Here is a 24619-nt window from a genome sequence, read left to right as displayed (position 1 = left end):
GTTCCCTGGGCCTTGTATGGGCTGTTCACTGCCAATCAGCTCCTGCTGTTGTCATCGCCGACTTCGCCGGCGGCATGAGCACCGCGGTCATCACCCTGTTCGCGACCCAGATGGTTGCCATTATCGTCACCAGGTTCACCACCAACGTGATTGCCATGATCGTCGCCAGGTTCACCGCCAACATGATTGCCATGATCATCACCGGGCTCACCGCCAACGTGATTGCCATGGTCATCACCCCTTTCAGCATGGTTGCTGCTGCGTCCGGAGTTTGAGGTGCCATCGTGACCCTGGCCTGCTTCACCATGGCCGCTGCCACTGTTGCCGGCATGGCCGCCGCTGCCACTACCGCCGTGGCCGCCACCGCTGCCGCTTCCACCGCCACCACCGCCACCACCGCCGTGGCCACCACCACCGCCACCGCTTCCACCGCCGCCGCCGTGGCCACCACCACCACCACCACCACCACCACCGCCACCGCTTCCACCGCCACCGCCGTGGCCACCACCACCGCTTCCACCGCCGCCACCGTGACCGCCGCCACCGCCACCACCACCGTGACCGCCGCCACCGCCGCCGCCGCCATCCTTGGCATAGGCGCTGGAGCCATGAGAAATCGCGTCTGGAACCAATACGATGGCCGTCGACAGCACGCCTGCAACGGCAACTGCCAGTAGAGCCCTTTTGAACAGCATGTGGATTTGCATTTTCCGTCTCCAGGTCTTCGCCATGAGAACGCCAAATCAAGCCGGGAATCTGTTGTAAGTTATTTCTTTTCTTGGCGTGGGAATTTTTCCCACGCCTAATTAATAGACCTCTACGCCTCAGCCTTCAAGGCGCGCACGGAAAAGCCGACCAGTGGTTGGCCTGCTATGTTTTCTCTATCGCCATGGAGGAACACCAGCATGCATTCGGCTCTCACACTGCAAACCCCGCGCTACAGCGACTACGGCGAGCTGGTGCAGATCTGGGAAGACTCGGTGCGGGCGACTCATGACTTCCTGCCCGAGGCCTACATCGTGTTGCTGCGCGAGCAGGTGCTGCGCCGCTACCTCGACGCAGTGATGCTGATCTGCTGCAAGGATCGCCAGCGCATCTGTGGCTTTGCCGGAGTCGCCAACGGCTGCGTGCACATGCTGTTCGTCGCACCGGACTATCGCGGCAAGGGTGTTGGCAGGCGCCTGCTGCGTGGTGCGATCGATGAATTGAATGCCGAACGCCTGGACGTCAACGAACAGAACCCGCAAGCCTTGGGCTTCTACTTGCACGAAGGCTTCGAAGTAGTCGGCCGCTCAGAAACGGATGGCTTGGGGCAGCCCTATCCCCTTCTGCACATGAGGCTGATTCCTACAGCGTCTTAAGGCGGCGTCCGAATATGCCGTGGTCTGCGTCCAAAACGGCGCATTTGACACAGATTCCCATCATCAACCGCGCACAGGCAGGTACAATGTAGGTCTTTCCCTGCCTTGCGAATTGCCCCATGTCCGAACCCGTCCGCCTGTCCAAACGCCTCATCGAGCAGCTTGGTTGCTCCCGCCGCGAGGCCGAGCAGTACATCGAAGGAGGCTGGGTCACGGTCGATGGGGTGGTAGTCGAGCAACCTCAGTTCAAAGTCGACGACCAGCGCGTCGAACTGCTGCCGGGAGCACGCACCGAGGCACTGGACCCCGTCACCCTGCTGATGCACCAAGCGGCCGGTGTCGACAGCGAAACCGCCCGCGCCAGCATGAACATGGGCAACCTCAGCGAGGCCCACCGCGAAGGCGTACGGCCCCTGCACGGGCACTTTGCCCGCCTGACCTGCCTGGCGCCGCTGGAACGTGGTGCCACCGGCCTACAGGTGTTCACCCAGGACTGGCGCGTCACCCGCAAGATCGACGCCGACCTGCGCCGCCTGGAGCAGGAATACATCATCGAAGTGCGCGGTGAGACCACGCCTCAGGCCTTGGAGCGCCTGGCGCGCGGTGCGACGCGCAATGACCGGGAACTACCCAAGGCCAAGGCCAGCTGGCAGAACGAGACCCACTTGCGCCTGGTCGTGAAAAACCCGCAACCCGGGCACATCAGCGAGCTGTGTGCCTACCTGCGCCTGGAAGTGCTAGGCATGCGCCGCATTCGCCTGGGCGGTGTATCGATGGGCAAGCTGCCCGTGGGGCAGTGGCGTTACCTGGCAGCCACCGAACGTTTCTAAGCAATACGCCACGCTCCGGCGTGGCTACTGAACAGGATTTTGCAGCAATGAACCACAACGATGTCCTGCGCAGCTTGCGCTACATGCTCAAGGTGAACGACGCCAAGATGGCCGAAATCATCGCGCTGTCCGGCCTCGAAGTTAACCCGATCGTGCTCGCCACCTACTTGAAGAAGGAAGACGAAGCCGGTTTCGTGCGTTGCCCGGAGCGGGTCATGGCGCACTTCCTTGACGGCCTGGTGATCCACCGCCGTGGCAAGGACGATAGCCGCCCACCACAGCCGGTCGAACTGCCGGTGACCAACAACACCATCCTGAAAAAACTGCGGGTGGCCTTCGAGCTCAAGGAAGAAGACCTGCACGCCATCCTCAAGACGGTAAATTTCCCGGTGTCCAAGCCTGAACTCAGCGCGCTGTTCCGCAAGGTCGGGCATGACAACTATCGCCCGTGTGGCGACCAGCTGCTGCGCAACTTCCTCAAGGGCCTGACCCTGCGCGTGCGCGGCTGAGTGGCCATGCAGCATACGGTTGCACCGGTCGGCATAGTCCGCTCCTGCTTCAAGGAGAAGTTTGCCATCCCGCGCCAGCCGCAGCTGGCGCCAGCTGCCCGCGGGGTGCTGGAACTGCTGCCGCCGTTCGATCATGGCGATGCGGTGGCCGGGCTGGAGCAGGTCAGCCATGTCTGGTTGCTGTTCCTGTTCCACCAGGCCCTGGAAGACAAACCGCGCCTGAAAGTGCGCCCGCCACGCCTGGGCGGCAACAAGAGCATGGGCGTGTTCGCCACCCGCGCCACCCATCGCCCCAACGGCATCGGCCAATCGGTGGTACGCCTGGAGGGTGTGGAGCCAGGGCGCCTGTTGCTGTCCGGGATTGACCTGCTGGACGGTACGCCGGTCCTGGACATCAAACCCTACGTCCCCTACGCCGACAGCGTTGCCGGGGCAAGCAACCTGATGGCCAGTGATGCGCCGCTCGCTATTGCCGTTGGCTGGAGCGACACTGCCTTGCCCCAGGCCCACGCACATGGGCTGCGCCTTGGCGAGCCGCTGGTGGAACTGATCGAGCAATGCCTGGCGCAGGACCCGCGCCCAGCCTATCAGGTGCCACCACCGGAGCGGGTGTACGGGGTGAAGTTGTGGGATGTGCAGGTCCGCTGGCATTACCCGCAACCGGATCAGATCCAAGTGCTGGAAGTCGTACGGGAAGGCTGAAAATCACCTCCTTGCAGGCATAAAAAAACGCAGACCCAGGTCTGCGTTTTTTGTTGCTGCATTCGTCTTATTTCTCGACGAATGCACGCTCGATCAGGTAGTCACCCGGCTCGCGCATGCGCGGGGAGACCTTCAGGCCGAAGCTGTCGAGCACTTCGCTGGTTTCGTCGAGCATGCTCGGGCTGCCGCAGATCATCGCGCGGTCGTCTTCCGGGTTGATCGGTGGCAGGCCGATATCGCTGAACAGCTTGCCGCTGCGCATCAGGTCGGTCAGGCGGCCCTGGTTCTCGAACGGCTCGCGGGTCACGGTCGGGTAGTAGATCAGCTTGTCACGGACCGACTCACCGAAGAACTCGTTCTGCGGCAGGTGCTCGGTAATAAACTCGCGGTAGGCCACTTCGTTGACGTAACGCACACCGTGAACCAGGATCACTTTTTCAAAGCGCTCGTAGGTTTCCGGGTCCTGGATGACGCTCATGAACGGCGCCAGGCCGGTACCTGTGCTCAGCAGGTACAGGTGCTTGCCCGGTTTCAGATCATCGAGGACCAGGGTACCGGTTGGCTTCTTGCTGATGATGATCTCGTCGCCTTCCTTCAGGTGCTGCAGCTGCGAGGTCAGCGGGCCATCCGGGACCTTGATGCTGAAGAACTCCAGGTGCTCTTCCCAGTTCGGCGAAGCGATGGAATAGGCGCGCATGAGCGGACGGCCGCTTTCCTGCTGCAGGCCGATCATCACGAACTGACCGTTCTCGAAGCGCAGGCCCGGGTCGCGGGTGCACTTGAAGCTGAACAGGGTGTCGTTCCAGTGGTGCACACTGAGGACACGTTCGTGGTTCATGTTGCTCATCGATGGGGCTCCTGAAGAAAACGCAGCGCGCAAGACGCGCAGTTGCGCGATAGTTTAGGGGCAGCGAGAATATCTGTTAACTGAATTATCAAGATATGTGTTATCGGTTATATAGATATGCGATTTACACTTCGTCAGCTCCAGGTATTCGTCGCCGTGGCCCAGCACCAGAGTGTGTCGCGGGCTGCCAGCGTGCTCGCGCTTTCACAGTCGGCGGCGAGCACCTCCATTACTGAACTTGAGCGGCAATCGAGCTGCCAGCTGTTTGACCGCGCCGGCAAGCGCCTGGCGCTCAATGCCCTGGGCCATCAGTTGCTGCCCCAAGCCGTCGCCCTGCTCGACCAGGCCAAGGAAATCGAAGACCTGCTCAACGGCAAGTCCGGCTTCGGTTCGCTGGCGGTCGGTGCCACGCTGACCATCGGCAATTACCTGGCCACTCTGCTGATCGGCAGCTTCATGCAGGTACACCCGGAGAGCCAGATCAAGCTGCATGTGCATAACACTGCGCATATCGTGCACCAGGTTGCGCAATACGAAATTGATCTGGGTCTGATCGAAGGTGACTGCAACCACCCGGACCTGGAGGTGCAGCCATGGGTCGAAGACGAGCTGGTGGTGTTCTGTGCACCGCAACACCCACTGGCCAAGGCCGGACGCGCCGATGTCGAAGCTCTGTCGCAGGAGGCCTGGATCTTGCGCGAACAGGGTTCCGGCACACGCCTGACCTTCGACCAGGCCATGCGCCATCACCGCACCAGCCTGAACATCCGCCTGGAGCTGGAGCACACCGAGGCGATCAAGCGTGCCGTGGAGTCGGGCCTGGGTATCGGCTGTATTTCCCGCCTGGCCCTGCGCGATGCCTTCCGCCGCGGCAGCCTGGTACCGGTGGAGACGCCGGAGCTGGACCTGATGCGCCAGTTCTACTTCATCTGGCACAAGCAGAAGTACCAGACCTCGGCTATGCGTGAATTCCTGGAGCTGTGCCGCAACTTCACTGCGGGCTTTACCCGCAGTGACGAGATCGTCTTGCCGCCGATCGCTTAAAGCAGAATCACACCCCACACCAGCGCGACCATGGTCAACGCTACCAGTTGCGCGGCGCTGCCCATGTCCTTGGCGTTCTTCGACAACGGGTGGCGCTCCAGCGAGATGCGGTCGATGGCTGCTTCCACTGCCGAGTTGAACAGCTCGACGATCAGGCCGAGCAGGCATACGGCGATCATGATTGCCCGCTCGGCACGGCTGACCGGCAGCCAGAAGGCGATCGGGATCAGCAGCACGTTGAGCAGTACCAGCTGGCGGAATGCGGCCTCACCCTTGAAGGCGGCGCGCAGGCCGTCCAGCGAATAGCCGGCGGCGTTGAAGATGCGTTTCAGGCCGGTCTGGCCTTTGAATGGCGATGTCATGTGAGTCACTTCACAACAGAAAGGCCAGCAGACTAGTGCGGCACGGGTCAAAAAAGCGTGAATCCAGGCGTTGTCAGTTGCTGGCAACCGATTCAAGTTGTTGCAGCAACAGCGCCGCCTGGGTGCGGGTGCGCACGCCCAGCTTGCGGAAGATAGCGGTTACATGGGCCTTGATGGTCGCTTCCGACACACTCAGTTCATAGGCGATCTGCTTGTTCAGCAAACCTTCGCAGACCATGGTCAACACGCGGAACTGCTGTGGGGTGAGGCTGGCCAGGCCTTCGCTGGCTGCCTTGGCCTCGGCCGAGACATCGACCTTCTCGAAGGCTTGCGGTGGCCACCAGACATCGCCGTCGAGCACTTTTCTCACGGCATCCTGAATGACTTCAAGGCCGCTGGACTTCGGAATGAAGCCGCTGGCACCGAACTCGCGGGACTTGACCACCACGGCGGCCTCTTCCTGCGCCGAGACCATTACCACCGGAATTTGCGGGTACTGGCCGCGTAGCAGGACCAGCCCGGAGAAGCCATAGGCACCCGGCATGTTCAGGTCCAGCAGGACCAGGTCCCAGTCGGCTTTTTCGCTCAGGCGGGTTTCCAGTTCGGCGATGCTCGCCACTTCAACCAAGCGCACGTCGGCGCCCAGGCCGAGGGTAACGGCCTGGCGCAGAGCGCTGCGAAACAGCGGGTGGTCATCGGCTATCAGGATTTCGTATGTGGCCATCGATCTATGGATCCTGTTCTGTGCCAGGCGCATGCGGGGTAGTGAAACGCCTGGCGGGGAATCGGCGCCAAGGATGCCGAGCACGGCCGGAGGTGGTCAAGCCAACTACCCTGCCGCCTCGCCCGCCCTGGCTGCCAGCCCCGTCATTATGAACCAAAGTGAGACGTATGCCCCTTGGACTATAGGAAGGTATGCAAACGCTGGTGGGTGTCGTCCTGATCATCCAGCGGCAGGCGACGCTTGCCACTGAGATAATGCAGGCTGAACACATCGAGATAAGCATCCAGCGCCTGGGAAGCCTGGTTGTCACCCGCCAGGTCCAGGCACATGGCAGCGACTTCGGCGGTGCAGAAATGATCGTCGCGCTTGGACCGGCGCAGGCGATAGCGCGACATCTGCTCGGCTTGCAGGCTCAGCACCGGGAAGCGATCGAGATACGGGCTCTTGCGGAACATCTTGCGGGCTTCGGTCCAGGTGGCGTCGAGCAGGATGAACAACGGGCGCTTGCCGGGTTCGCGGACGACCTCGCTGACCACCCGCTCCTCGGCGACGAATTCGCCGGGGAAAACGATGTAGGGCTGCCACCGCGGGTCGTCGAGCAACGCCAGCAGGCCTTCGTCCACCGAGGTGCGCAGCCAACCAAAGGCGCTTGTGTCTTCGATCAGGTCGGCGATCAGCCAGCCGGTGTTGGTCGGCTTCAATGGCTCGGTGTCATGCATGATCAGGCACACGCCGGAGTCGGCTTGCACCTTGGGCTTCCACGCACACAGGCAATGGGTGGCAATCACCCGGCAATCGGGGCAACGCTCGGCGCGTGAACCACGGGCAATGAAAGGTTTGATGCTGCGTGCCAGGCGCTCGGCACGCAGGCGTGCTACCGCGTGGCTCATGCTGGCAAGCCTGTGGACGGGTTGTGACTGGACACTGCAAGGACTCGGAAGGTGCAAAACGCCAGTCTATCAGAGCAGGCGCCATTTGGCCGTGCAGCGCAACCAACCGGTACTTTATAATCGACGCCATTGGCCACCGTGAATTTGCCTGCGCTGCTGCGGGTTTCATGGAACGCCCGCCACCGGCGCATGTCAAAGCGCCAGTCATCGAACCAGGAGAGATTCATGCTGCGTCTTATCGTCCCGACCCTGAGCCTGCTGCTCACCCTGCCACTGGCAGCCCAGGCTGCCTCCAAGCAGGAGTTCGAGCTCAACAAGCTGCTGCAGAAGGTCGCCACGGAAAGCAGTGTCGGCACCCCTCGCGCCATCAACGAAGACATTCTCGATCAGGGCTATACCGTTGAAGGCAAGGCGCTGGTCAACCACCTCAGCGTACGTGCCGAGCATGCCGCACGCATGCAGCAGAACCCGGCGCAAGTTCGCAGCCAGCTGGGCGACAGCGTGTGCCGCAACAGTGGTTTCCGTAACCTGATGTCCAAAGGTGCGGTGATGGTCTATCGCTTCAGCGTATACAAGACCAACCAGCCGGTCATGGACCAGGCCTTCGATGCTGCCAGCTGCACCGCTGGCAACAAGAAGAAGTGACTAGGTAACCCGCTCCCCCTCGGCGCGCCGCGGCTCTTCGTCGGCGCGCATCTCTGCCAGCAGTGCCTGCAGGTAGCGTGACTGACATTCAAGCGCTGCCAACCTGCGACGGCACTCGGCTTCCAGGCTCACATGGTGATCCTGGGCTGCATGTTCCAGCTGCTGATAGAGCTGCCGGTCTACCTCGATGACCAAGCGATGCATACCGCCACCTCCTGCATCGACACGTTTCGCTTCTCCAGTTAACCAAACCCTCGTCAGGGCTGGTCACAGGCCGACGAGTGGCCACCGTATTCACGCCTGCACGATCAGGTGCAACGGTCTAGATTGATAGCGAAGGCCCGAAAACGACACGCCGGACAGACACTCCTGCACCACGGTCTTGAAGGCCTACTGCAATGCTCGAAATGCACGCTCGAGTCACGGCAGCCAGCGACACACGTAGTGTCGCGGCCGAGCCACAGCATTGGCCCGGTCAGAGGTTTTGCTGCAGAAGGAGACGTTGAATGCCTTACCAATCGAATGAACACCTGTTCAATCACTTCAGGGACCACGGCATCGACCTGAGCAAGATCGACCAGCAGCTGCAACTGGTCGCGCCGGGCAGCCCCAACCTGCCGCTGTATCGCGACATGATGCTCACGGTCTTGCGCATGGCCCATGACGACAGCGATCGCTGGAGCGCCAAGATCACCCTGCAGGCCCTACGCGAACTGGATCACTCGTTCCGCATGCTCCAACAATACCGGGGGCGACGCAAAGTCACCGTATTCGGCTCGGCACGCACCCCCATGGAACACCCGATGTATGCCCTGGCTCGCGAGCTGGGGGCGACCCTCGCCCGCTCCGAACTGATGGTCATTACCGGGGCCGGCGGCGGCATTATGGCGGCGGCCCACGAAGGGGCAGGCAGTGACCACAGCTTGGGTTTCAACATCACCCTGCCCTTCGAGCAACATGCCAATGCCACGGTGGATGGCACCGACAAGCTGCTGCCCTTCCACTTCTTCTTCATTCGCAAGCTGTTCTTCGTCAAGGAAGCCGATGCACTGGTGCTCTGCCCGGGCGGTTTCGGCACCCTGGATGAAGCACTTGAAGTATTGACGCTTATCCAGACCGGCAAAAGCCCACTGGTACCGGTGGTACTGCTGGACTCACCGGGCGGCACGTTCTGGCGCGACTGCCTGGCGTTCATCAGCCGCCAGCTCGAAGAAAATCGCTACATCCTGCCCAGCGACCTGAAGCTGCTGCGCCTGGTGCATAGCGCCGATGAGGCCGTCGAGGAAATCAACCAGTTCTACAGCAACTACCACTCCAGCCGCTGGCTGAAGAATCAGTTCGTGATCCGCATGCACCATCGGCTCAGCGAGGCCGCACTGCATGATATTCAGGAGGGGTTTGCCGACTTGCGCCTGAGTGGCCGGTATCACCAACACGCCGACAGCGGTGCCGAACACGAGGTGGGCAACTTCAGCCATCTGACGCGGCTGACGTTTGCCTTCAATGGTCGTGACCAGGGGCGACTGCGGGAATTGGTCGATTTCATCAACTTGCCGGAAAACTGGGCCAAACCGGAGCCAATGCATACGACCCAGCGGGCTCGGGAGGCGTTGAAGGTCAGCTGAAGGGTAATTTTCGTGATAAAGCAAATGGCCTCATCGCTGGCGTGCCAGCGATGAGGCCATTTGACTAGTAATCATCCAGATCCCGGCCGCTGAGCAACCTACCGATCATGTCCATGGGGAAACCGCGGTAGGCAAGAAACCGGGTCTGCTGGGCGCGACTTCGAGGGTCCTGAGGGCGAAGCCCTGCGAACTTGCGATGCCAGGTATCTTGCAGCAGCGCTGCCCAATCCACTTCGCTGTCACGCAGGGCCTGCTCGATATCACTTCGATTCAGCCCGCGCTGGCCAAGCTCCTCGCGAATACGCGCAGGACCATAGCCGGAACCGGAACGGTACCGGATGAAACTCTCGAGATAACGGGCTTCGCTAAGCAGCCCTTCATCGGCGAGCCGATCGAGCGCTGGCTCGATCAGTTCATCCGGGGCACCGCGCTGACGCAACTTGCGCGTCAGCTCGACGCGACCATGCTCGCGGCGCGCGAGCAGGTCCATGGCTGTCCGCCTGACGGCGACGGGGGTGTCGAGTACGGCGGACATACCAGCTGCTATCAATAACCGGCGTCGGCGTCAGCCATGTCGTCGGCATCGGCTTCAGCGGCAGCGGCAGCGGCCTTGCCGGCTTCAGCAACAGCACCGGCCTTGAGCAGTTTCTCGCGAATCTGCTTCTCGATCTCGGCACCAATGGCCGGGTTCTCCGCCAGGTACTTGGCTGCGTTGGCCTTGCCCTGGCCGATCTTGTTGCCTTGGTAGGCGTACCAGGCACCGGACTTCTCTACCAGGCCTTGAGAAACACCCAGGTCGATGATTTCGCCGTTGCGGTAGATGCCCTTGCCGTAAAGGATCTGGAACTCGGCCTGACGGAACGGAGGCGAGACCTTGTTCTTGACGATCTTGACGCGGGTTTCGCTGCCGACCACTTCGTCGCCTTCCTTGACCGCGCCGGTACGGCGGATGTCCAGGCGCACCGAGGCGTAGAACTTCAGGGCGTTACCACCGGTGGTGGTTTCCGGGCTACCGAACATCACACCGATCTTCATGCGGATCTGGTTGATGAAGATGACCAGGCAGTTGGCGTTCTTGATGTTACCGGTGATCTTGCGCAGTGCCTGAGACATCAGACGGGCCTGCAGGCCGACGTGCATGTCGCCCATTTCGCCTTCGATCTCGGCCTTTGGCACCAGTGCAGCCACGGAGTCGACGATGATTACGTCAACGGCGTTGGAGCGCACCAGCATGTCGGTGATTTCCAGGGCCTGTTCGCCGGTGTCCGGCTGCGAGACCAGCAGGTCGTCGACGTTGACGCCCAGCTTGCCGGCGTATTCAGGGTCGAGGGCGTGTTCGGCGTCGACGAAGGCGCAAGTTGCACCGTTCTTCTGAGCTTCGGCGATGACCGACAGGGTCAGCGTGGTTTTACCCGAGGATTCCGGGCCGTAGATTTCGACGATACGGCCTTTTGGCAGACCGCCGATGCCGAGCGCGATGTCCAGGCCCAGGGAACCGGTGGAAATGGCCGGGATGCCCTGGCGCTCGTGATCGCCCATGCGCATGACCGCGCCTTTGCCGAATTGGCGTTCGATTTGACCCAGGGCCGCAGCCAAGGCGCGCTTCTTGTTGTCGTCCATTGAAATCCTCACGTGTTCGACTTGGCCCTGACGGCCGGAATACCTGTATAAGTAGCCAGTATTATTCCACAGGCTGGCGCGCGCGCAAACCCCTGTCGTCGATTTACTCGGCGCCAAGCTGTAACAAGCCGTCTAACGCGGCGATCACCGTTTGTCGGCGCACGGCTTCGCGGTCACCGTCGAAGTGCCGACGTTCGCTGGTTACCTGCTCGCCATCGGCCCAGGCTAGCCAAACGGTCCCCACCGGCTTGGCCGGCGAACCACCGTCGGGCCCGGCCACGCCACTGACGGCCACGGCAAACCGTGCACCACTGGCGGCCCGGGCGCCCCGAACCATGGCCTCGACTACCTCCTGGCTGACCGCACCAACCTCGGCGAACAGCGCATGGGGCACGTTCAGCTGGCGGGTTTTCTGGGCATTGGAATAGGTCACGTAACCGGCCTCGAACCAGGCCGAGCTGCCGGGCACCCGGGTGATGGCCTCGGCGATGCCACCGCCAGTGCAGGATTCGGCGGTGGTCACCTGGGAGTTAAAGCGGCGCAGGTGTTCGCCGAGACGGGTGGCGAGAACGGTGATCGGGTCCATGACAGGCTCCTCGTAGAAACTGGCCATCACCCTATCAGGCCCCTGAATGCACGATCAATTGTTGGCGCGATGCTGCACCAACAACCACAACGGGTAGTGAATGAACACCAGATAGACCGCCAGCAGCAGATACTCGAGCATCACCATGAACAGGGCCGCAAAGACCGGAAAGAGCACACGGCTTTCACCAAATATGCGGTATTTGGGCTTATCGGCATACCGTATCGCTCACTCCCTGCGGCAAGTTCAGGGCGCAGGCCGCCCCAGGTAAGCGCCATGTTCTTCTAAAAACCTGCCCTTGAAAATCAAGCGGGTCGAACGCTTCGCAGAGCGACGGGACGAGCGCGCGTCACGACCCGCTGCCAAACGGTTCAACACAACACCTTTCGCGCCCGCGCCCAGAGCTTCAGGCGGCTTTCCAAACCATTCAGCCCACCATTGATATGGCGCGTGATGCGGTTGAACTCGCCCCGATCAGCCAAGGCATTGAGCCCATGTGAATACCAATACCATCCCGCCGACTCGCAGGCCCAGCGCGGCAGTTCGAGCAGCTGCGGCTGCACCAGCAAACGCTCGTCGCCGAACAGCGCACGGCTGCAGGCCTCGTAGTTGTTGCGCCCGGTAATCTGGATCAGGCCACGCCCACAATAGAACTGGCCATCGCCGTCTGCCTGCAACGTATTACCCAGGCGCAGTGCCAAGCTGCCAGTGTCGTAGCGGGCCAGATAGTGGTCACTACCCAGCTCGGTCACATAGCGCAACTCGCCGGACTCATGGCCGACCTGGGCGATGAACGCCGCCATACGCCTGGGTTTGTCAATTTCCCAGCGAGGCAAGGCAACATTCAGCGCAGCAAGAAAAATATCTGCGACGGGACGGGCGTTTGGCAAGATCTGTAGTAATTGCGATTCAGTGAGCATGTCTGTCGCTCCTTTTTGATAGTGTTCATTCATGCATATCCCTCTTGGCGCTAGTCGGCTCGAGTGCTGTCGCGCAAGCCCAGGCGCCGGATTGCCCAGCGCTCATACAGCCGCATGGCGACATCGGCCCCCCCCACCGCAGTCATGCAGCCAAATGCACTGGCCGCCCAGATCGACAGACCACCGGCATACAACAGCATTACCGCCGACACGCCACAAACCATGCACGCTCCGGAACGCAGCACCAGCCGTCGCAGCAGCGCCCACCCCGTGGCACCGGCCTTGTCGGCCCGCCACATCTCGCCGCACAAGCCGCCCAGCAATGCCAGGCCAATTACCAGCCAGAGCGGCATGTCCAGTAACGCTTGATGCTCGATCGTCACTGCTCTGCCTCCTGTGTAGTTGCCAAACCTCTGAGCAATCGAAGCCTGCCCATCGGCGCCTGTGTAACAACCGGTTTCCGCCCGGCTTGAGATACAGGCTATGCATTAATGCATATGCTGTCAATGCATTCGCTCACATTTATATGCACTGGATTTTGCTGAAATGCATGCAGGCCATGCACGGCCTGATGTGTAGGGATTTTCTGCAGACGAAAAAAAACCCGCCGAAGCGGGTTCTTGGAAGCGGGCTTGTCAGCGAGCGTACATGCCCCACCAGAACACATGCCCAAGCAGGCTGATCTGCTCGTCCTGCATCTGCTGGAAGCTGTAGTCCTCGTCGGGGTGTTCATCGCGGTTGAAACTGCGCAGGCGGATGCCGGTAGGCAGGCGATAGACCTGCTTCACCCGCAGCTGGCCGTTATGATTGATGGCGTAGAGGTCGCCATCGATGATGTCGCCGATCGAGCATTTGCCGGTGTTCACGCCAACCGTCGCACCATCGCGCAGCACCGGCAGCATGCTGTTGCCGCGCACGGTCACGCACTTGGCCTGGTCGAATTGCACACCATTGTGACGCAAGCTGCGCTTGCCGAATCGCAGCCGCGCACGCTCGCTCTCTTCGATGACGAATCTTCCTGATCCTGCTGCCAATTCGACCTCGCGAAGGAAAGGTACCGACACCTCGTCATCCTCGACGGGGGTTTCATCGTCCCACAGGCTGATGTCGCTGAGGTCCGCATGGCCGTGGGCCGGCAACGCGGTTTCGCGTGACTCGCCGAGCTCGGCACGGCCGCGCAACTGCTCGGTGCTCACGCCGAAGTAGTGGGCGATCTTCGACACGTGCTTGTCGGAAGGGTCGACGATCTTGCCGCCGAGAATCCGCGACAAAGTGGATTGAGGGACACCCGTGCGCCGGTACAGCTCCGTCGGGGACAGGCCGTGGCGGTCGAGCAGTTCTCTGAGTACGGTGGCTACGTTGCGTTTTTGCATAACATGCATAATGCAGGCATGCGCCGGCAAATGCAATGCACCTGACTGCACACGCATGCCCCATGGCCGGCGCCTGCATCTGGTTGAAAAAGCCTGTACCATTGCCGGTTTCACAATCGCCAACCAGATCACCCGCTGTAAGGCCCTGAATGTCTGATCTTTCCGCACACACACCAATGATGCAGCAGTAGTGTGAGAATCACCGCTCAGGCCGCGCCGTTAGCGGCCTATGCATCGAAGCTGTCTAATATGCATTGGCGAGTTTGGGCGAGTTTGGGCGAGTTTCGCCCAGTAAAACCGAGAAGCTGAAGCGCGGTTTTAGACAGCCGAAACACCCTCCTACGGCGTTCTGCCGACACGAATCCACACCCGACATGCATCACCTCGTCGCCATGACCTTGGCCGACGACGCCAAGCAATATACTGTATGTCCATACAGCAACCTTGCAGGCACCCCATGGACATCGATACCACCGGCTTTGAGCACGGCATGCCGACCCAGGTCGAAATGCTCGAGCAGCAATCACACCTCCTGATGTCCGAGAATGATGACCTCAGGGCCAAGCTCGTTCAGGCCCAGGCCAACATCACAAAGCTGGTCGATATCAACCAGGCGCTCAACGCGCAGGTGGCTGCTGAGTCCTTGCGGGCCAATGGCACCCACGTACGCCTGGTGCAGATCGGCAACCGCCTGAGGTGCGTCCATGGGATCGACATTACCCACTGGTTTCCCGACTGATCTCTGCCGGCGGCAACTGTCCGTCGTGCTCCCTCTGGCATTGCTCGCCAGCTATTCTGGCAAGGTCATAAGCTTTCGCCAGCTCTCGATTCGTTCCGACAGACCGGTCGAGCAATTCGGAGAGCACCATGGCGGCGCGGGTGGCTGCCTGGCTTCGGGCGACAGCGGCAGTATCCGTGCCGGAGCAACTGATGGCGGCGGCGAACTTGGCGCCGTCGTCGCGCAGCCGCTGGCCAGCAGCATCGGCGCCAGCAGCACCAGCATCTGCAATCGTTCGTTCCTCCTGACCATGGGCTCTCGCCTCCTCCTGCGCCTGGGCGCGTCGTTGTTCTTCCTGGCGGGCGCCGCGCTCGCCGATCACCTCGGCCAGGCGGTCGCCGCTGTCTCGTTCTGCTGATGCCTGGGCGGCCTCTGCCCTCTCCACTGACCGGCCGTGCTGGTACGCGCCCCAGTAGGACGCGAGCAGCGCCAGCAGCAGCGCCGACCTGATGACCCAGGACTTCATGCCAGCGCCCTCCGCACCCCTTCATCGATGATTGCCGGCGTATACGGGTTGCCGCCGTTCTCGTGGACGATGATGCCGAGCACCATGCCGCGCAGCGTGGCCGCGTCCTTGATGTTGATCGGGTCGGTGGTGCGCACGCCCAGGCGCTTCGCCACGGCGCCGGCGTAGGCCTGGGTGTCGTTCTCGTTGCTCGGCGCCCAACGGTTGATGGTTTCGAGCACGGTGTCGATGCCCTTCCCGCCCACGCTGGGCATGCCGTCCTTGCCGCGGTAGTTGATCAGCAGCTTGCCCAAGGCGCGAATGCCATTCTCGGCTTCGTCGAAGCGGGCGAAGCGTGGCTTGGCCACGCCATCCTCCAGCCCGAGCTGCCCTTGCCAGGCATTGCGGGGGTTGAAATCGATGTTGCCGGGGTTGTTGTTGCGGACACCGCGAGGAGTACTCATTGGCCTGTCTCCTCGGCCGGCGCCTCAGGCGCGATGTCTGCCGCCTCTTGCTCAGTCACTTCGACCTTCGCGGAGTAGCGTTTGAGCAGCTTGGCGGTCAGCACTTCGGCCCCGGGCTGGCTGCCCAGAAGACTGCGGGCAGCGGCGTCAGCTTCAGCTTCGGTGGCGTACTCCACGGTGCGGATCGGGTCGAGAGCGTTGGTGCGGTTGATGACGATGAAAGGCATGGGTTTTCTCCAGGCAAAAAAATACCGCCAGTCGGCGGTCGTGGGGTTTGTTGCGGGATCGGATCAAGCTGGCGGTGCTGGCCAGTCGATTTCGGTTGGGTAGCCTTCCTGTTCGTGCAGACGGCTCAGCGCCACGCGGTAGCGCTTCCATGACTTGAGCTGCTCGGTCTCGGCCTCAGTGGCCTCCTCCAGGTCGACTGCATCCTGCAGCGGCGCGATGGCCTGGTCAGCTGCAGCACGGCGCTGGGCGACCTCAGCAGTGACGCCGGCCAGCAGCAGCTCCTGCTGAGCCTGGGCTTTGGCCTCGGCGGTGATGACCTGCGACCAGTCGATTACACCGGCGGCCACGAGAGGCGGCGAACTCTGCTCAATGCCTGGCACGAGGATTGGGCCGGCCGGCGGATCAATGATGTCGCCAGGGAAGCGGGCGACCTCAGGCGCGTCCACAGGATGGCGGAGAAACAGCGTGATGCGCAGCTTGCCATCACGACGCTCCACTGGACCAAGCACGTCGTTACAGCTGATTGCACCCGCAGGCAGCGTCGCGCCCTCGGGCAGCTTGGCGAAGTCCAGGGCCAAGCCATTGATAGTCAGCATGTCACCCAGCCGGGAAAGGCTAAACGGCTGATCAGAGAAGACGGTACAGAACTTGATAATCATCAGAACCACCTACCGAATGCGACCCACTGATAGCCGTAGGTCTGGATAACATCCCAAGAGTGAATGATCTGGAACGATGTGGTGTTGGTTGCGGCCGTCCGTGCGTAGCCCTTGAACTCGTTAGAGACGTTGACCGACGTGATATTCAGGACGATGTGATAGGCGCCAGCCAGCGCCACAGGTAGTGCAAAAGAGCCCGCCTTTACCCCCATGCTCGCTTGGTCAAGATTTGCCACGCCACGCATGATGATGGTGCCATCAGCAAACTTGGTGTAGCTGCCGCTGGAGTTGCTGCCGGCCTCGATAATCGCGCCAGTTGGAACGCCGCCGGCTTGACTGACCGCCCCTAGGGCATTTGCCCTGCGGTATCCGCCGACATTGTCGAGAGCAGCCGCGAGGCTGGCGGGGAGTGACGCAGCATTCGCGGCGCCCGCCAGGAAGTCATAAAGCTCGGTGAAGTTGGCGATAGCCTTCGTCCACGCGCTGCGCCGATCATCACCACCCGCACCTGTGGGCGCGGTGCCGAGGTTGATATTTTGCTTTGCCATATCTCTACCTTAAAGAGGCTTCATTGGCCTGGAGGCAAAAAGCGTCCTGCCGTTTGGAGTAACCGGGTTAGTACCGCCGCCGTTGTAGGTATACATCTGCAAGACTGATCGGTTACCGGGAAGGAAACCACCAAAGTTCTCGCGAAATGGCTGGCCAGTCGCACCAATGTTCGTCGCTGAGAACAAGGCATTAGCCAGAACATAGTCCTGATAACTTCCTGTCCAGGCCATCTGAAATCCTGGCGAATATGAAGGACCGGCAACGATGGGATTTCCCGAAAGCGCGAATGAGTTGGAGGCAGGCTGCCCGTTCAGTAGCGACAAATTTGCCGTCGTCACGAACGTCCGCACCCCAGCGGCGTTTTTCACTGACGCCCCGTATGCCCCCACAGCTGAAGTCGGTGCCTGGTAGCTCGCGCAGTACCAGTTGATGTACATCGGATAGAGCGCTGTATCGCCGTGCGCTGGCTGGTTGTTCCAGGCCTTTAACCTGAAACCGGTCCAGTTACCCGGGCTTCCCTTAACCGAGAAATTTCCAACCATCATGTAGTTGTCCGCATTCAGGAACACCAGCGGCCTTTCGTACGTGGTGATCGGCGCGGGAAAGGTCACGTCAGCCCATTGGATCTGGTTTGCACTGCCTGGCCCCTGAAATCCGATGTTGAACCGACCGTTGTAGCGGACTGACAGCACCTGGTTGACCGAGTCGATCTGGGTCCTGATGTTGTTGTTCGAGGCTCGGATGCCGTAGGACCCTGGAGCCGCGAATGGCTCACCGCCCAGTGACAGAATCATCACCTGCCAGGTGTTGTTGAATGGCTGCCTCAGCTGCAGCTGGCCAGTGCTGTACCACGCCAGAGGGCTCCAGGTGTATTCCCCATTGTCGGCCAGGGTATCCACCACAACGAACGACTGCGCCTTGATCTCCGGTATCGAGATGTACTGGTCGAAGGCTCCATTCCCGACCACCTGCATCATTTTCAACGATCGCACCGGGGTGATTGTTGTATCGAGGGTGATGACCCCGGACGCATCCCGCGTCCGGAGCCCGTACAGATCAGCCATCAGGTAAGCCTCCCCACTGCCGTTCGCTCAATGCCAGCGGCGTCGTACACATACAGGCCGCCGTTGTTTAGCAGCGTCGAGCCGTTGACGTCCTGCCCACGGATGCTCACTGCTCCGGTCACGAAGTTCAATTCCAGCAGTGGCAACCCTTGCGAGTTGACCGCCTGGGACCGGATGGTCATGCCCGCCACAATCTGCTGGATGAATGCCGTGTTGATTACCGCCTGGTTGATGAACACCTGACCGTTGGAAACCACGAACGGCAGCACCATCTGCCCCGACGACTCGTCAACGATGGCGAAGCGCTGGGCGTAGGCCAGGATCTCGCTGGTTTGCCCGTCGCTGCCGAGCGCCAGCCCGGCCATCACCCTGCGGCCGCCGGCGATCGTTTCAGCCTTGATTGTCGTCATGGCCGAAACCTTCCCATCAACACCTGCGACGGTCTTGCTCACCGTTTGCACGGACGCGCTGACATCGCCCATCTGCGACTGGACGGTATCGATGCGTTGGCCGGTGGCTATGCCGTTCTCGACCACAGCCGACTGCACAGTCCAGACACCAACCAGTCCGCCGGTGGCTCCCGCCAAGCCTGTCGAGTCACCCTCCATTTCCGGGTTCACCTGGACATAGATCCCGTCCAGGCGTTGCGCCTGGGCAGTCAGTGCGGTGCCCTGCTGCTGGACTGTGGTGTCGATCTGGCTGATGGCCGAGGCCTGGGCGCTGTTCACGCCCTCGGCGTCGGTGACCCGATTCCCGAGCGAGGTCAGCGCTTGGCCTTGGCTGATGAGCGTGCCTTCCTGCTGCGCGACCTTCGAATCGAGCGAGGACACTGCCCGGCTAGATGCCGACGGCCCCACTCGCCCCACAGCAATCCAGTCGACATCGAACACCGCATCCAGCGCATTTGCGAAGTTGAAGCGAAGGCGCTGGATCGTGTTGTCCACCCAGTCAGTGCCGCCCGCAGCCAGGTTGGCCATGTTCCATTCCACAACGGCGGATTGCCCGATTGCGATGTTCGGGTTCGCTGCGCTGGCCCGATAACTCGTCGCAAACCCGTGAGAGCTGGTCGAGTAGTACAACGTGCCGGTCCAGGCCGAGCCGCCGCGGCGCGTCAGGCCAACCCTGACCCTGGTGTAGGTCTTGCCGTCGATAGCTGCCGACGCTGTCGGGCTGTGCAGCTGGGGGTCAGCGGTAGTCGGCGTGATCTTGACGAAGCCCGTATTGGCCGCCAGCGTCGCGTTCACACCCGACCACCCCTCGACAGTGGTATCGAACTGCCAAGCCGCTCCCGGCGCCGGATCAAGCCCGGAGGCACCCAGGCCGCTCTGAATCGCGCCGACGGTATTGGTCAGGTCGGTGATGCTGGCGGACTGACTGGCGTTCACGCCCTCTGCCGCAGATACCCGGTTCGTCACCGCGTCCAGCGCCGAGGCTGAGGCTTTTGTGGCCAGGCCATTGGTGGTGCTGTTCACCGCGTTTTCCAGCGTCGTGGTGCGGCCGGCGACGCTGGTCAGGGTGCTGCCCTGCTGGTCGACAGCCGACGACAGGCTGTCTACTGCTGCCGACGTGGCACCGATGTTGGCCGCGTTCACCTGGCCGTTGTCTCGCCATCCAGTGGCACGAGTACCGTACTCGAACTGCGGCCGCGCCATCTCCACGTATCCAGCAGTTACCGCGCCAGTGGCGCTGTAGATACGCAGGTAGACGTAGCAAGTCACCGCCCCAGCGGGCGCGACGGCGCTGAACTGCTCACGCTTGCCTGCTGCGGTGATGGTAAACATCCCCGAGTTAGGAGCGCTAACCACGGAGCCGGCCGCATTGATCCATTGAATGAAGAACCTGAACCCCAAGCCAGCGGTGCCGCGAAGATAGATAGACGTTGCAATGGTTTGCCCTTCGGCCACCATTGGTCTGCGATCTTTCGTGCCACCAGTTGGGCGAATGGATTTGTACGGCGTGCCGGTGCCAACGGCGGATACCTCAACACGTACTGCCTTCTCACCTGCATTCAGCCAGGAAGTGACCAGAGATTCGACGCTGGTCGCTGGCCCCTCGGTAGCCCAGCCATCCGCGATATCAGTACCTGTCCCCGCTTTGTTGAAAGTTGGGTTGTAGAACAGGTTCTCGCCGCCGACATCCCCAATGCTGTTGTCCAGCTGGGTCAGCTGGTTGGATGCGCTGGTCAGGCCCTGTTCTGTCAACGCTACGCGCCCCGTGAGGGCCGTGGTGGCAGACGCATTTGCAGCTGCAGCCGCCGCGTTTGCCTTGCCGTTATCACGCCACCCAGTCACGACCGAACTGTGCTCGAACTGCGCCTGGTCGAGGTCCACGAAGCCAGCTGCAATCCCTGCTGCGCCGACCGAGGAACGAAGCCTGAAGAGTACATCCACGCGAACTGAACCAGCTGGAGCTGCAGTGCCAGTGAACACAGCGCGCTGATACACGGGCGTGAGGTTGAAGTTTCCTGGCCCATGAGTAGCAAGGGTTACCCCTGCCGCATCCTTGTATTGCAGGTAGATCTGGCAGAGCAAACCCGTGTTACCGCGAACGTGCACAGAAGCGGTCCCAACTACCCCTTCATAGATCGCTGGCCGGTTGTCCGGATTCGTCGACGTTGGAACGAAGTCGATGTAGTCGGTGCCCGTGCCTACCGACAAACCGGACAGGTCGAGACGCTGACACTTGCCCTCGGCCCCCAAGTCGGAGTCACGCAGTGTCGGAGTTACGACCACCGGGGTAGTCTTTCGCCATCCCCACCCGTCTGCGATGTTCCCGGCATTGGACCCGGTGGTGCTAGGCACGTCGAACGATGGGTTGTACAACAGGTTCTCGCCACCCACCTGCTTCAGCGAGGCGTTGACGTTGGTGATAGCCTGGCCATTGGCGGTGATCGCCGCGCCCTGCTGGTCCACGGTGTTGCTCAAGGACTGCACCGTCGAAGCGTCGGCCTTGGTCGCCACCTGGGTGAGCGCGCTGGCGGCCGCCGCAGCGGCGTCCGTGGCCACCTTGTCCGTCACAGCCACCCACGCGGTACCGTTCCAGCGCTTGGGGGTGTTGGCGTTGCTCGTCGTGTCGATCCAGAGGTTCTGCACCAAGCGGTCCGCCACTGCCGGCGCGGTCGACTGATACAGCACCTTACCCTTGGCGCCGGCTGCGTCGGACGCGGCCTGCGCAGCTTGCTGGGCTGCAGTGACGTTCTGGTTAGTCGTGGTCAGATTACCCTGCAGGCCAGTGATGGCCTGCCCTTGCGAATTGATCGCGTCGCCCTGCTGGGTAACCTTCGACGATATCGAGTCAACCACGTTGGCATCGGCTTTGGTCTGCGCCAGCGTCAAGGCCGATGCAGCCGCGGCTGCAGCATCAGTCGCTGCCTTGTCCGTCACCGCCACCCACGCCGAGCCGCTCCACCGCTTGGGTGTATTGGCGTTGCCCGTGGTGTCGATCCAGAGGTTTTGCGCGAGACGATCAGCGGTTGCAGGTGCTGCCGCCTGAATGATCACCTTGCCCTTGCCACCAGCCAGGGTATTGGCGGCATCAGCGGCCTGCTGAGCAGCGGTAACATTCTGGTTGGTGGTGGTCAGGCTCGACTGCACGCCATCGATTCGCGTCGATTGCGCAGTGAGCTTCCCATCCTGCTCGGTGACCTTGGTCTCGACAGTGGTCATGCGTGCGGCCAGGCCGTTTGCCGTCTGCACCGCCTGGCCGATATCTGTCCAGTACGTGGCATTCGGCGGCGCGTTGCCGGCCGGAACGGCGCCCTTGGCCTGGTACAGCTTGCCATCGGCACCTAGCACACCCTGGCCGGCGGTGTATGACTTGGCCGGATCATACGGCATCGAGTCGGCCAGGTCGGCTACCTCGTCAATCTGCCTCTGCAGCTCGTTCTGCACGTCGTTGACGTGGTTGCTCACCTCGGTGATCTGCTCGCCCAGGTCGGCGCGCACGCCCTCCACGCGCTGGTTGACCGAGCCAGGCACGGTCGGCGGTGCGGTGATCAGCGCGATGTCTTCGCGCAGCACCGGCGCCAGCTGGCCGCTGTTGATCTTGTCCTTCAGCGCCTCGAGCATGTTTTCCACGTCGGTCGACGTCGAGGCCACCACCTTCAGGAAGGCACTGACCCCGTAGGCGTTCTTCGAGCGCACGAAGTAGGCGTAGTTGGTGGCGAACGCCAGCCCGGTATGGGTCAGGCTCAGGCCCTGGCCAACGTATTCACCTTCCGTGGCCTGCGGGTTGGTCGAGAAAAAGTACTCGTAGGTGCCCCCGTTCAGGCCATGCAGCGCGTTGCCCGGGATCAGCGTGATGGTGTCGATGGTGGCTTGCACCACGCACGACTCAGGGATGGGCGGGTCATCGATGCTCACGGTGATGCTGGCCTCGCCGGAGCGGGTCAGCGGGCCGAGCGCGGCAACACTCATGGTGTAGCTGCCAGACGGCAGGCCGGACAGCGGGAGCTGAACGGCAGTCGCCGGCACTTGTTGCGCCTGAACAGCGGTGGTCCCTTGGCGCACCGTGACCGCGTAGCCGGTGACGGTACCCGCCGGAGGGGTCCAAGACAGCACGCCCTGCACGACCTCGGCCGCATCATCGGTCGACCAGGTCAGATTGGTCGGACTGCCCAGACCACCGGCAGGTAGGCTGATGAAGCCGATCGGGTTGTACGGCTGGCCCACGGCATCATCGAAGATCGCCGGCTCATTCTGGGAGACAGACACGCTGCAACCGGTATCAGCCGCCATCGACCAGTCGGTGACGATGAACTCGCCGACGATGTTCAGCGAGGGCAAGTTGACCTTCACTGACCGCCCTGGCCGGCAGTTGTAGCCCACGAAGTTCATCGGGATGCTGAGGGTACCGCCAGCACGCCGACGGCGCAGCTCGATGTTGGCCAGGCGCTGCGCCTGGTACGGATCGCTCACGTACGAGAACGCCAGGGTTTCTGCCGCCTCGCCGCCATCGGCAACGACCCACTCGGCCACGGAGACCTCGGGATAGTCGGTCTCGGCCCACGCCTGGGACGGATCAATGAAGGTGCCGCGCACGGTGTTGATCGCCGAGTCATTGGAAGGCTCGGTGTTGCCGGTAACGGTACCGGTGACCATGTCCTCGGTGATCTCGAAATCGTACGGCCCGTAATAGGCGCCCACTTGAAGCATCCAGCGGCCACCGACACGGATCAGCTTGCCACCACAGGCGGCCTGCAGCTTCTGCATTACCTGGGTGCGCGACTCGTCGGCGCCAATCACGCAGCCAGAGTGGTAGCGCGGAGAGGTGGTGCCGTCTGGGTTGGCAACCGACTCATCGCACACGCTGGCACTGTTGGCGAAGCTGGAGAACACGATTTCGTCATCTGGCACGCCGCAGCGATTCCGCAGGAACCAGAGGATGTGCAGCGCCGTGTTCGCGCTGTAGCCCGTCATGCCCGTGCGCGGGTCGTAAATATCCCGGCGCCCACGGATCACGAAGCGCACGTCAGGAATGCCCGATGGGTACTTCTCGGCGCTGTATTTGAACGACAGACGAACGTAGGACAGGCCCCTCCCGATCTGGGTGTCGCGCCAGTCCGGGCAGTTGGCCTTCAGGAAGGCATTGACCTGGGCCGGATCGACGACGAGCTCATAGGAGGCATACTCGCCATAGGCCTGGACCACCTCTTCGCCCAGGTAGATATCCTCCAACCCATCGATCGCGCCTTCGGACAGCACGTAGACCATGTGCAGCCATTCGCCATCGGTCTGGCTTCCTGCTTGCTCTTGCCCCCAGGCCAGCACCCCACCGGTGCTGACGCGACCAAGCACGAAGCGAGCGGAGGCCTTGGAGGAGCGCAGGGTTTGGCTCGACGGCTCGCTGGACCGGAGTGAGCTGGTGTCCAGCTGGTCCTGCTGCGACGACACATAGAACGCCAGAGCAGCACCCGCCACGGCGCCCCACGGGCCACCCTGAGCAAAGCCGATCACTGCACCGACGGCAATCTGGGCGACCTTACTGACTGCTGAACTCATTCCACTCTCCACACCGTCAATGGCTCGCAATCGATGCGACAAACCCCGTCAGGGGAAACCGACCAGAACTCATCTGCCCAGAACACGGCCACGCCCCGGCCATTGGGGCCGTCGTACATCGCGATATCGCCACGCTGGATCAGCCCGGGCTGCACCCGGGCAAAGCAGACATCCCAGGCAGCCTCCAACGATCCGTGCAGCTTCTTCAGCAGGCGCTTGGCGCCGGCCTCGGATGAGTACTTGCCCCGGTATGCTTCGGCAGGATCTACCCCGCACACCGCCACGGCGCAGTCGGCGGCAAACAGGCAGCAGTCAAATTCGCCCCATGAAAAAGGCCGCTCGATGGCGGCCTTGATCGTGTTGGCAAGCTGTGTCGTCCAATCGCGCTTTCGCAT

General features: G+C 61.9%; 29 protein-coding genes. 8 read left to right on the top strand and 21 right to left on the bottom strand.

Annotated features, from left to right (window positions below; genetic code table 11):
• Positions 1–35: 35 nt before the first annotated feature.
• A complete protein-coding gene (locus ACOKS3_RS06525; protein ID WP_422764539.1) occupies positions 36–695 on the bottom strand; it encodes a hypothetical protein in 660 nt (219 codons plus the stop codon).
• A 210-nt stretch (positions 696–905) separates the two neighbouring features.
• Between ACOKS3_RS06525 and ACOKS3_RS06520 the strand changes: the two genes are divergently transcribed.
• The 4 genes from ACOKS3_RS06520 (at position 906) to tsaA (ending at position 3402) form a co-directional block, all read left to right on the top strand.
• Positions 906–1361 (top strand): GNAT family N-acetyltransferase, encoded by a 456-nt coding sequence (locus tag ACOKS3_RS06520; protein WP_422764528.1) that lies wholly within the window; start codon positions 906–908, stop codon positions 1359–1361.
• Between the two features lie 119 nt (positions 1362–1480).
• Positions 1481–2191, top strand: a complete 711-nt coding sequence (locus tag ACOKS3_RS06515) for an rRNA pseudouridine synthase (RefSeq protein ID WP_103445296.1) — start codon at positions 1481–1483, stop codon at positions 2189–2191.
• A gap of 47 nt (positions 2192–2238) precedes the next feature.
• Positions 2239–2700, top strand: coding sequence for a YehS family protein (locus ACOKS3_RS06510; RefSeq protein ID WP_103445297.1), 462 nt, complete (start codon positions 2239–2241; stop codon positions 2698–2700).
• Positions 2701–2706: 6 nt separating this feature from the next.
• Complete coding sequence (gene tsaA / locus ACOKS3_RS06505; RefSeq protein WP_422764527.1) at positions 2707–3402, top strand: tRNA (N6-threonylcarbamoyladenosine(37)-N6)-methyltransferase TrmO; 696 nt, start codon at positions 2707–2709, stop codon at positions 3400–3402.
• Positions 3403–3469: 67 nt separating this feature from the next.
• Here tsaA and fpr read toward each other — a convergent pair whose 3' ends face one another.
• Positions 3470–4249, bottom strand: coding sequence for a ferredoxin-NADP reductase (gene fpr, locus ACOKS3_RS06500; RefSeq protein WP_060510139.1), 780 nt, complete (start codon positions 4247–4249; stop codon positions 3470–3472).
• Positions 4250–4366: 117 nt separating this feature from the next.
• Between fpr and finR the strand changes: the two genes are divergently transcribed.
• Positions 4367–5293: a LysR family transcriptional regulator FinR gene (gene finR / locus ACOKS3_RS06495; protein WP_422764526.1), complete on the top strand. Its 927-nt coding sequence runs from the start codon at positions 4367–4369 to the stop codon at positions 5291–5293.
• Here finR and ACOKS3_RS06490 read toward each other — a convergent pair.
• From ACOKS3_RS06490 to ACOKS3_RS06480, 3 genes are all read right to left on the bottom strand, one after another.
• Positions 5290–5655 carry a diacylglycerol kinase gene (locus tag ACOKS3_RS06490; RefSeq protein WP_010952700.1) on the bottom strand — a complete coding sequence of 122 codons (366 nt, stop codon included), beginning with the start codon at positions 5653–5655 and terminating at the stop codon, positions 5290–5292. The two genes, finR and ACOKS3_RS06490, sit on opposite strands and share 4 nt — an antisense overlap.
• A gap of 73 nt (positions 5656–5728) precedes the next feature.
• Positions 5729–6379: a response regulator transcription factor ErdR gene (erdR, locus tag ACOKS3_RS06485; RefSeq protein ID WP_103445300.1), complete on the bottom strand. Its 651-nt coding sequence runs from the start codon at positions 6377–6379 to the stop codon at positions 5729–5731.
• A gap of 179 nt (positions 6380–6558) precedes the next feature.
• The gene (locus tag ACOKS3_RS06480; RefSeq protein WP_103445301.1) at positions 6559–7269 is read right to left on the bottom strand and encodes a tRNA-uridine aminocarboxypropyltransferase; all 711 of its coding nucleotides are present in this window, start codon (positions 7267–7269) and stop codon (positions 6559–6561) included.
• Positions 7270–7494: 225 nt separating this feature from the next.
• Between ACOKS3_RS06480 and ACOKS3_RS06475 the strand changes: the two genes are divergently transcribed.
• Positions 7495–7914 (top strand): quorum-sensing-regulated virulence factor family protein, encoded by a 420-nt coding sequence (locus ACOKS3_RS06475; protein WP_085675646.1) that lies wholly within the window; start codon positions 7495–7497, stop codon positions 7912–7914.
• On the opposite strand, the gene ACOKS3_RS06470 is transcribed toward ACOKS3_RS06475, so the two are convergent.
• Complete coding sequence (locus tag ACOKS3_RS06470; RefSeq protein WP_103445302.1) at positions 7915–8118, bottom strand: hypothetical protein; 204 nt, start codon at positions 8116–8118, stop codon at positions 7915–7917.
• A gap of 302 nt (positions 8119–8420) precedes the next feature.
• Between ACOKS3_RS06470 and ACOKS3_RS06465 the strand changes: the two genes are divergently transcribed.
• Entirely contained in the window at positions 8421–9539 is a 1119-nt protein-coding gene (locus ACOKS3_RS06465; RefSeq protein WP_103445303.1) for an LOG family protein, read from the top strand.
• A 64-nt stretch (positions 9540–9603) separates the two neighbouring features.
• Here ACOKS3_RS06465 and recX read toward each other — a convergent pair whose 3' ends face one another.
• From recX to ACOKS3_RS06430, 7 genes are all read right to left on the bottom strand, one after another.
• Positions 9604–10074 carry a recombination regulator RecX gene (gene recX, locus ACOKS3_RS06460; RefSeq protein WP_103445304.1) on the bottom strand — a complete coding sequence of 157 codons (471 nt, stop codon included), beginning with the start codon at positions 10072–10074 and terminating at the stop codon, positions 9604–9606.
• Between the two features lie 11 nt (positions 10075–10085).
• A complete protein-coding gene (recA, locus tag ACOKS3_RS06455) occupies positions 10086–11159 on the bottom strand; it encodes a recombinase RecA (protein WP_103445305.1) in 1074 nt (357 codons plus the stop codon).
• 103 nt (positions 11160–11262) lie between these two features.
• Positions 11263–11745 carry a CinA family protein gene (locus ACOKS3_RS06450; RefSeq protein WP_103445306.1) on the bottom strand — a complete coding sequence of 161 codons (483 nt, stop codon included), beginning with the start codon at positions 11743–11745 and terminating at the stop codon, positions 11263–11265.
• 54 nt (positions 11746–11799) lie between these two features.
• A complete protein-coding gene (locus tag ACOKS3_RS06445) occupies positions 11800–11922 on the bottom strand; it encodes a hypothetical protein (protein ID WP_258035820.1) in 123 nt (40 codons plus the stop codon).
• Positions 11923–12116: 194 nt separating this feature from the next.
• Entirely contained in the window at positions 12117–12698 is a 582-nt protein-coding gene (locus ACOKS3_RS06440; RefSeq protein ID WP_463581473.1) for a glycoside hydrolase family 19 protein, read from the bottom strand.
• Positions 12699–12715: 17 nt separating this feature from the next.
• Positions 12716–13048, bottom strand: coding sequence for a phage holin family protein (locus ACOKS3_RS06435; protein WP_103445308.1), 333 nt, complete (start codon positions 13046–13048; stop codon positions 12716–12718).
• A gap of 252 nt (positions 13049–13300) precedes the next feature.
• Positions 13301–14047 (bottom strand): LexA family transcriptional regulator, encoded by a 747-nt coding sequence (locus ACOKS3_RS06430; RefSeq protein ID WP_422764525.1) that lies wholly within the window; start codon positions 14045–14047, stop codon positions 13301–13303.
• Positions 14048–14495: 448 nt separating this feature from the next.
• Here ACOKS3_RS06430 and ACOKS3_RS06425 point away from each other — a divergent pair, with 448 nt between their 5' ends.
• Positions 14496–14777 (top strand): hypothetical protein, encoded by a 282-nt coding sequence (locus ACOKS3_RS06425; RefSeq protein WP_103445337.1) that lies wholly within the window; start codon positions 14496–14498, stop codon positions 14775–14777.
• Here ACOKS3_RS06425 and ACOKS3_RS06420 read toward each other — a convergent pair.
• From ACOKS3_RS06420 to ACOKS3_RS06385, 8 genes are all read right to left on the bottom strand, one after another.
• On the bottom strand, positions 14755–15282 hold the full coding sequence (locus tag ACOKS3_RS06420; RefSeq protein ID WP_103445338.1) for a DUF2514 domain-containing protein: 528 nt from the start codon (positions 15280–15282) through the stop codon (positions 14755–14757). The two genes, ACOKS3_RS06425 and ACOKS3_RS06420, sit on opposite strands and share 23 nt — an antisense overlap.
• Positions 15279–15725, bottom strand: coding sequence for a structural protein P5 (locus ACOKS3_RS06415; protein ID WP_103445339.1), 447 nt, complete (start codon positions 15723–15725; stop codon positions 15279–15281). The genes ACOKS3_RS06420 and ACOKS3_RS06415 overlap by 4 nt, the downstream gene beginning before the upstream one ends.
• Positions 15722–15952, bottom strand: coding sequence for a hypothetical protein (locus ACOKS3_RS06410; RefSeq protein WP_422764693.1), 231 nt, complete (start codon positions 15950–15952; stop codon positions 15722–15724). The genes ACOKS3_RS06415 and ACOKS3_RS06410 overlap by 4 nt, the downstream gene beginning before the upstream one ends.
• 63 nt (positions 15953–16015) lie before the next feature.
• Positions 16016–16612 carry a tail fiber assembly protein gene (locus ACOKS3_RS06405; RefSeq protein ID WP_463581472.1) on the bottom strand — a complete coding sequence of 199 codons (597 nt, stop codon included), beginning with the start codon at positions 16610–16612 and terminating at the stop codon, positions 16016–16018.
• Positions 16612–17160, bottom strand: a complete 549-nt coding sequence (locus ACOKS3_RS06400) for a hypothetical protein (protein ID WP_422764679.1) — start codon at positions 17158–17160, stop codon at positions 16612–16614. Before ACOKS3_RS06400 ends, ACOKS3_RS06405 begins: the two co-directional genes overlap by 1 nt.
• 9 nt (positions 17161–17169) lie before the next feature.
• Complete coding sequence (locus tag ACOKS3_RS06395) at positions 17170–18225, bottom strand: hypothetical protein (protein WP_463581471.1); 1056 nt, start codon at positions 18223–18225, stop codon at positions 17170–17172.
• Positions 18225–24224: a phage tail tip fiber protein gene (locus ACOKS3_RS06390; protein ID WP_463581470.1), complete on the bottom strand. Its 6000-nt coding sequence runs from the start codon at positions 24222–24224 to the stop codon at positions 18225–18227. Before ACOKS3_RS06390 ends, ACOKS3_RS06395 begins: the two co-directional genes overlap by 1 nt.
• Positions 24221–24619 carry a DUF6950 family protein gene (locus tag ACOKS3_RS06385; RefSeq protein ID WP_422763431.1) on the bottom strand — a complete coding sequence of 133 codons (399 nt, stop codon included), beginning with the start codon at positions 24617–24619 and terminating at the stop codon, positions 24221–24223. Before ACOKS3_RS06385 ends, ACOKS3_RS06390 begins: the two co-directional genes overlap by 4 nt.

Origin of the sequence: Pseudomonas sp. HS6-2 (assembly GCF_049325675.2) — a bacterium.
In the GTDB taxonomy this organism is placed as follows: Bacteria; Pseudomonadota; Gammaproteobacteria; order Pseudomonadales; family Pseudomonadaceae; genus Aquipseudomonas; species Aquipseudomonas putida_N.
This window is presented reverse-complemented; position numbering and strand designations above follow the sequence as displayed.

Excerpts from the sequence above, each read along its gene's own strand:
- ACOKS3_RS06525 (WP_422764539.1), bottom strand. The coding sequence starts at position 695 with ATGCTGTTCAAAAGGGCTCTACTGGCAGTTGCCGTTGCAGGCGTGCTG.
- ACOKS3_RS06520 (WP_422764528.1), top strand. The coding sequence starts at position 906 with ATGCATTCGGCTCTCACACTGCAAACCCCGCGCTACAGCGACTACGGC.
- ACOKS3_RS06515 (WP_103445296.1), top strand. The coding sequence starts at position 1,481 with ATGTCCGAACCCGTCCGCCTGTCCAAACGCCTCATCGAGCAGCTTGGT.
- ACOKS3_RS06510 (WP_103445297.1), top strand. The coding sequence starts at position 2,239 with ATGAACCACAACGATGTCCTGCGCAGCTTGCGCTACATGCTCAAGGTG.
- tsaA (WP_422764527.1), top strand. The coding sequence starts at position 2,707 with ATGCAGCATACGGTTGCACCGGTCGGCATAGTCCGCTCCTGCTTCAAG.
- fpr (WP_060510139.1), bottom strand. The coding sequence starts at position 4,249 with ATGAGCAACATGAACCACGAACGTGTCCTCAGTGTGCACCACTGGAAC.
- finR (WP_422764526.1), top strand. The coding sequence starts at position 4,367 with ATGCGATTTACACTTCGTCAGCTCCAGGTATTCGTCGCCGTGGCCCAG.
- ACOKS3_RS06490 (WP_010952700.1), bottom strand. The coding sequence starts at position 5,655 with ATGACATCGCCATTCAAAGGCCAGACCGGCCTGAAACGCATCTTCAAC.
- erdR (WP_103445300.1), bottom strand. The coding sequence starts at position 6,379 with ATGGCCACATACGAAATCCTGATAGCCGATGACCACCCGCTGTTTCGC.
- ACOKS3_RS06480 (WP_103445301.1), bottom strand. The coding sequence starts at position 7,269 with ATGAGCCACGCGGTAGCACGCCTGCGTGCCGAGCGCCTGGCACGCAGC.
- ACOKS3_RS06475 (WP_085675646.1), top strand. The coding sequence starts at position 7,495 with ATGCTGCGTCTTATCGTCCCGACCCTGAGCCTGCTGCTCACCCTGCCA.
- ACOKS3_RS06470 (WP_103445302.1), bottom strand. The coding sequence starts at position 8,118 with ATGCATCGCTTGGTCATCGAGGTAGACCGGCAGCTCTATCAGCAGCTG.
- ACOKS3_RS06465 (WP_103445303.1), top strand. The coding sequence starts at position 8,421 with ATGCCTTACCAATCGAATGAACACCTGTTCAATCACTTCAGGGACCAC.
- recX (WP_103445304.1), bottom strand. The coding sequence starts at position 10,074 with ATGTCCGCCGTACTCGACACCCCCGTCGCCGTCAGGCGGACAGCCATG.
- recA (WP_103445305.1), bottom strand. The coding sequence starts at position 11,159 with ATGGACGACAACAAGAAGCGCGCCTTGGCTGCGGCCCTGGGTCAAATC.
- ACOKS3_RS06450 (WP_103445306.1), bottom strand. The coding sequence starts at position 11,745 with ATGGACCCGATCACCGTTCTCGCCACCCGTCTCGGCGAACACCTGCGC.
- ACOKS3_RS06440 (WP_463581473.1), bottom strand. The coding sequence starts at position 12,698 with ATGAATGAACACTATCAAAAAGGAGCGACAGACATGCTCACTGAATCG.
- ACOKS3_RS06430 (WP_422764525.1), bottom strand. The coding sequence starts at position 14,047 with ATGCATGTTATGCAAAAACGCAACGTAGCCACCGTACTCAGAGAACTG.
- ACOKS3_RS06425 (WP_103445337.1), top strand. The coding sequence starts at position 14,496 with ATGGACATCGATACCACCGGCTTTGAGCACGGCATGCCGACCCAGGTC.
- ACOKS3_RS06420 (WP_103445338.1), bottom strand. The coding sequence starts at position 15,282 with ATGAAGTCCTGGGTCATCAGGTCGGCGCTGCTGCTGGCGCTGCTCGCG.
- ACOKS3_RS06415 (WP_103445339.1), bottom strand. The coding sequence starts at position 15,725 with ATGAGTACTCCTCGCGGTGTCCGCAACAACAACCCCGGCAACATCGAT.
- ACOKS3_RS06410 (WP_422764693.1), bottom strand. The coding sequence starts at position 15,952 with ATGCCTTTCATCGTCATCAACCGCACCAACGCTCTCGACCCGATCCGC.
- ACOKS3_RS06405 (WP_463581472.1), bottom strand. The coding sequence starts at position 16,612 with ATGATTATCAAGTTCTGTACCGTCTTCTCTGATCAGCCGTTTAGCCTT.
- ACOKS3_RS06400 (WP_422764679.1), bottom strand. The coding sequence starts at position 17,160 with ATGGCAAAGCAAAATATCAACCTCGGCACCGCGCCCACAGGTGCGGGT.
- ACOKS3_RS06395 (WP_463581471.1), bottom strand. The coding sequence starts at position 18,225 with ATGGCTGATCTGTACGGGCTCCGGACGCGGGATGCGTCCGGGGTCATC.
- ACOKS3_RS06390 (WP_463581470.1), bottom strand. The coding sequence starts at position 24,224 with ATGAGTTCAGCAGTCAGTAAGGTCGCCCAGATTGCCGTCGGTGCAGTG.
- ACOKS3_RS06385 (WP_422763431.1), bottom strand. The coding sequence starts at position 24,619 with ATGCGAAAGCGCGATTGGACGACACAGCTTGCCAACACGATCAAGGCC.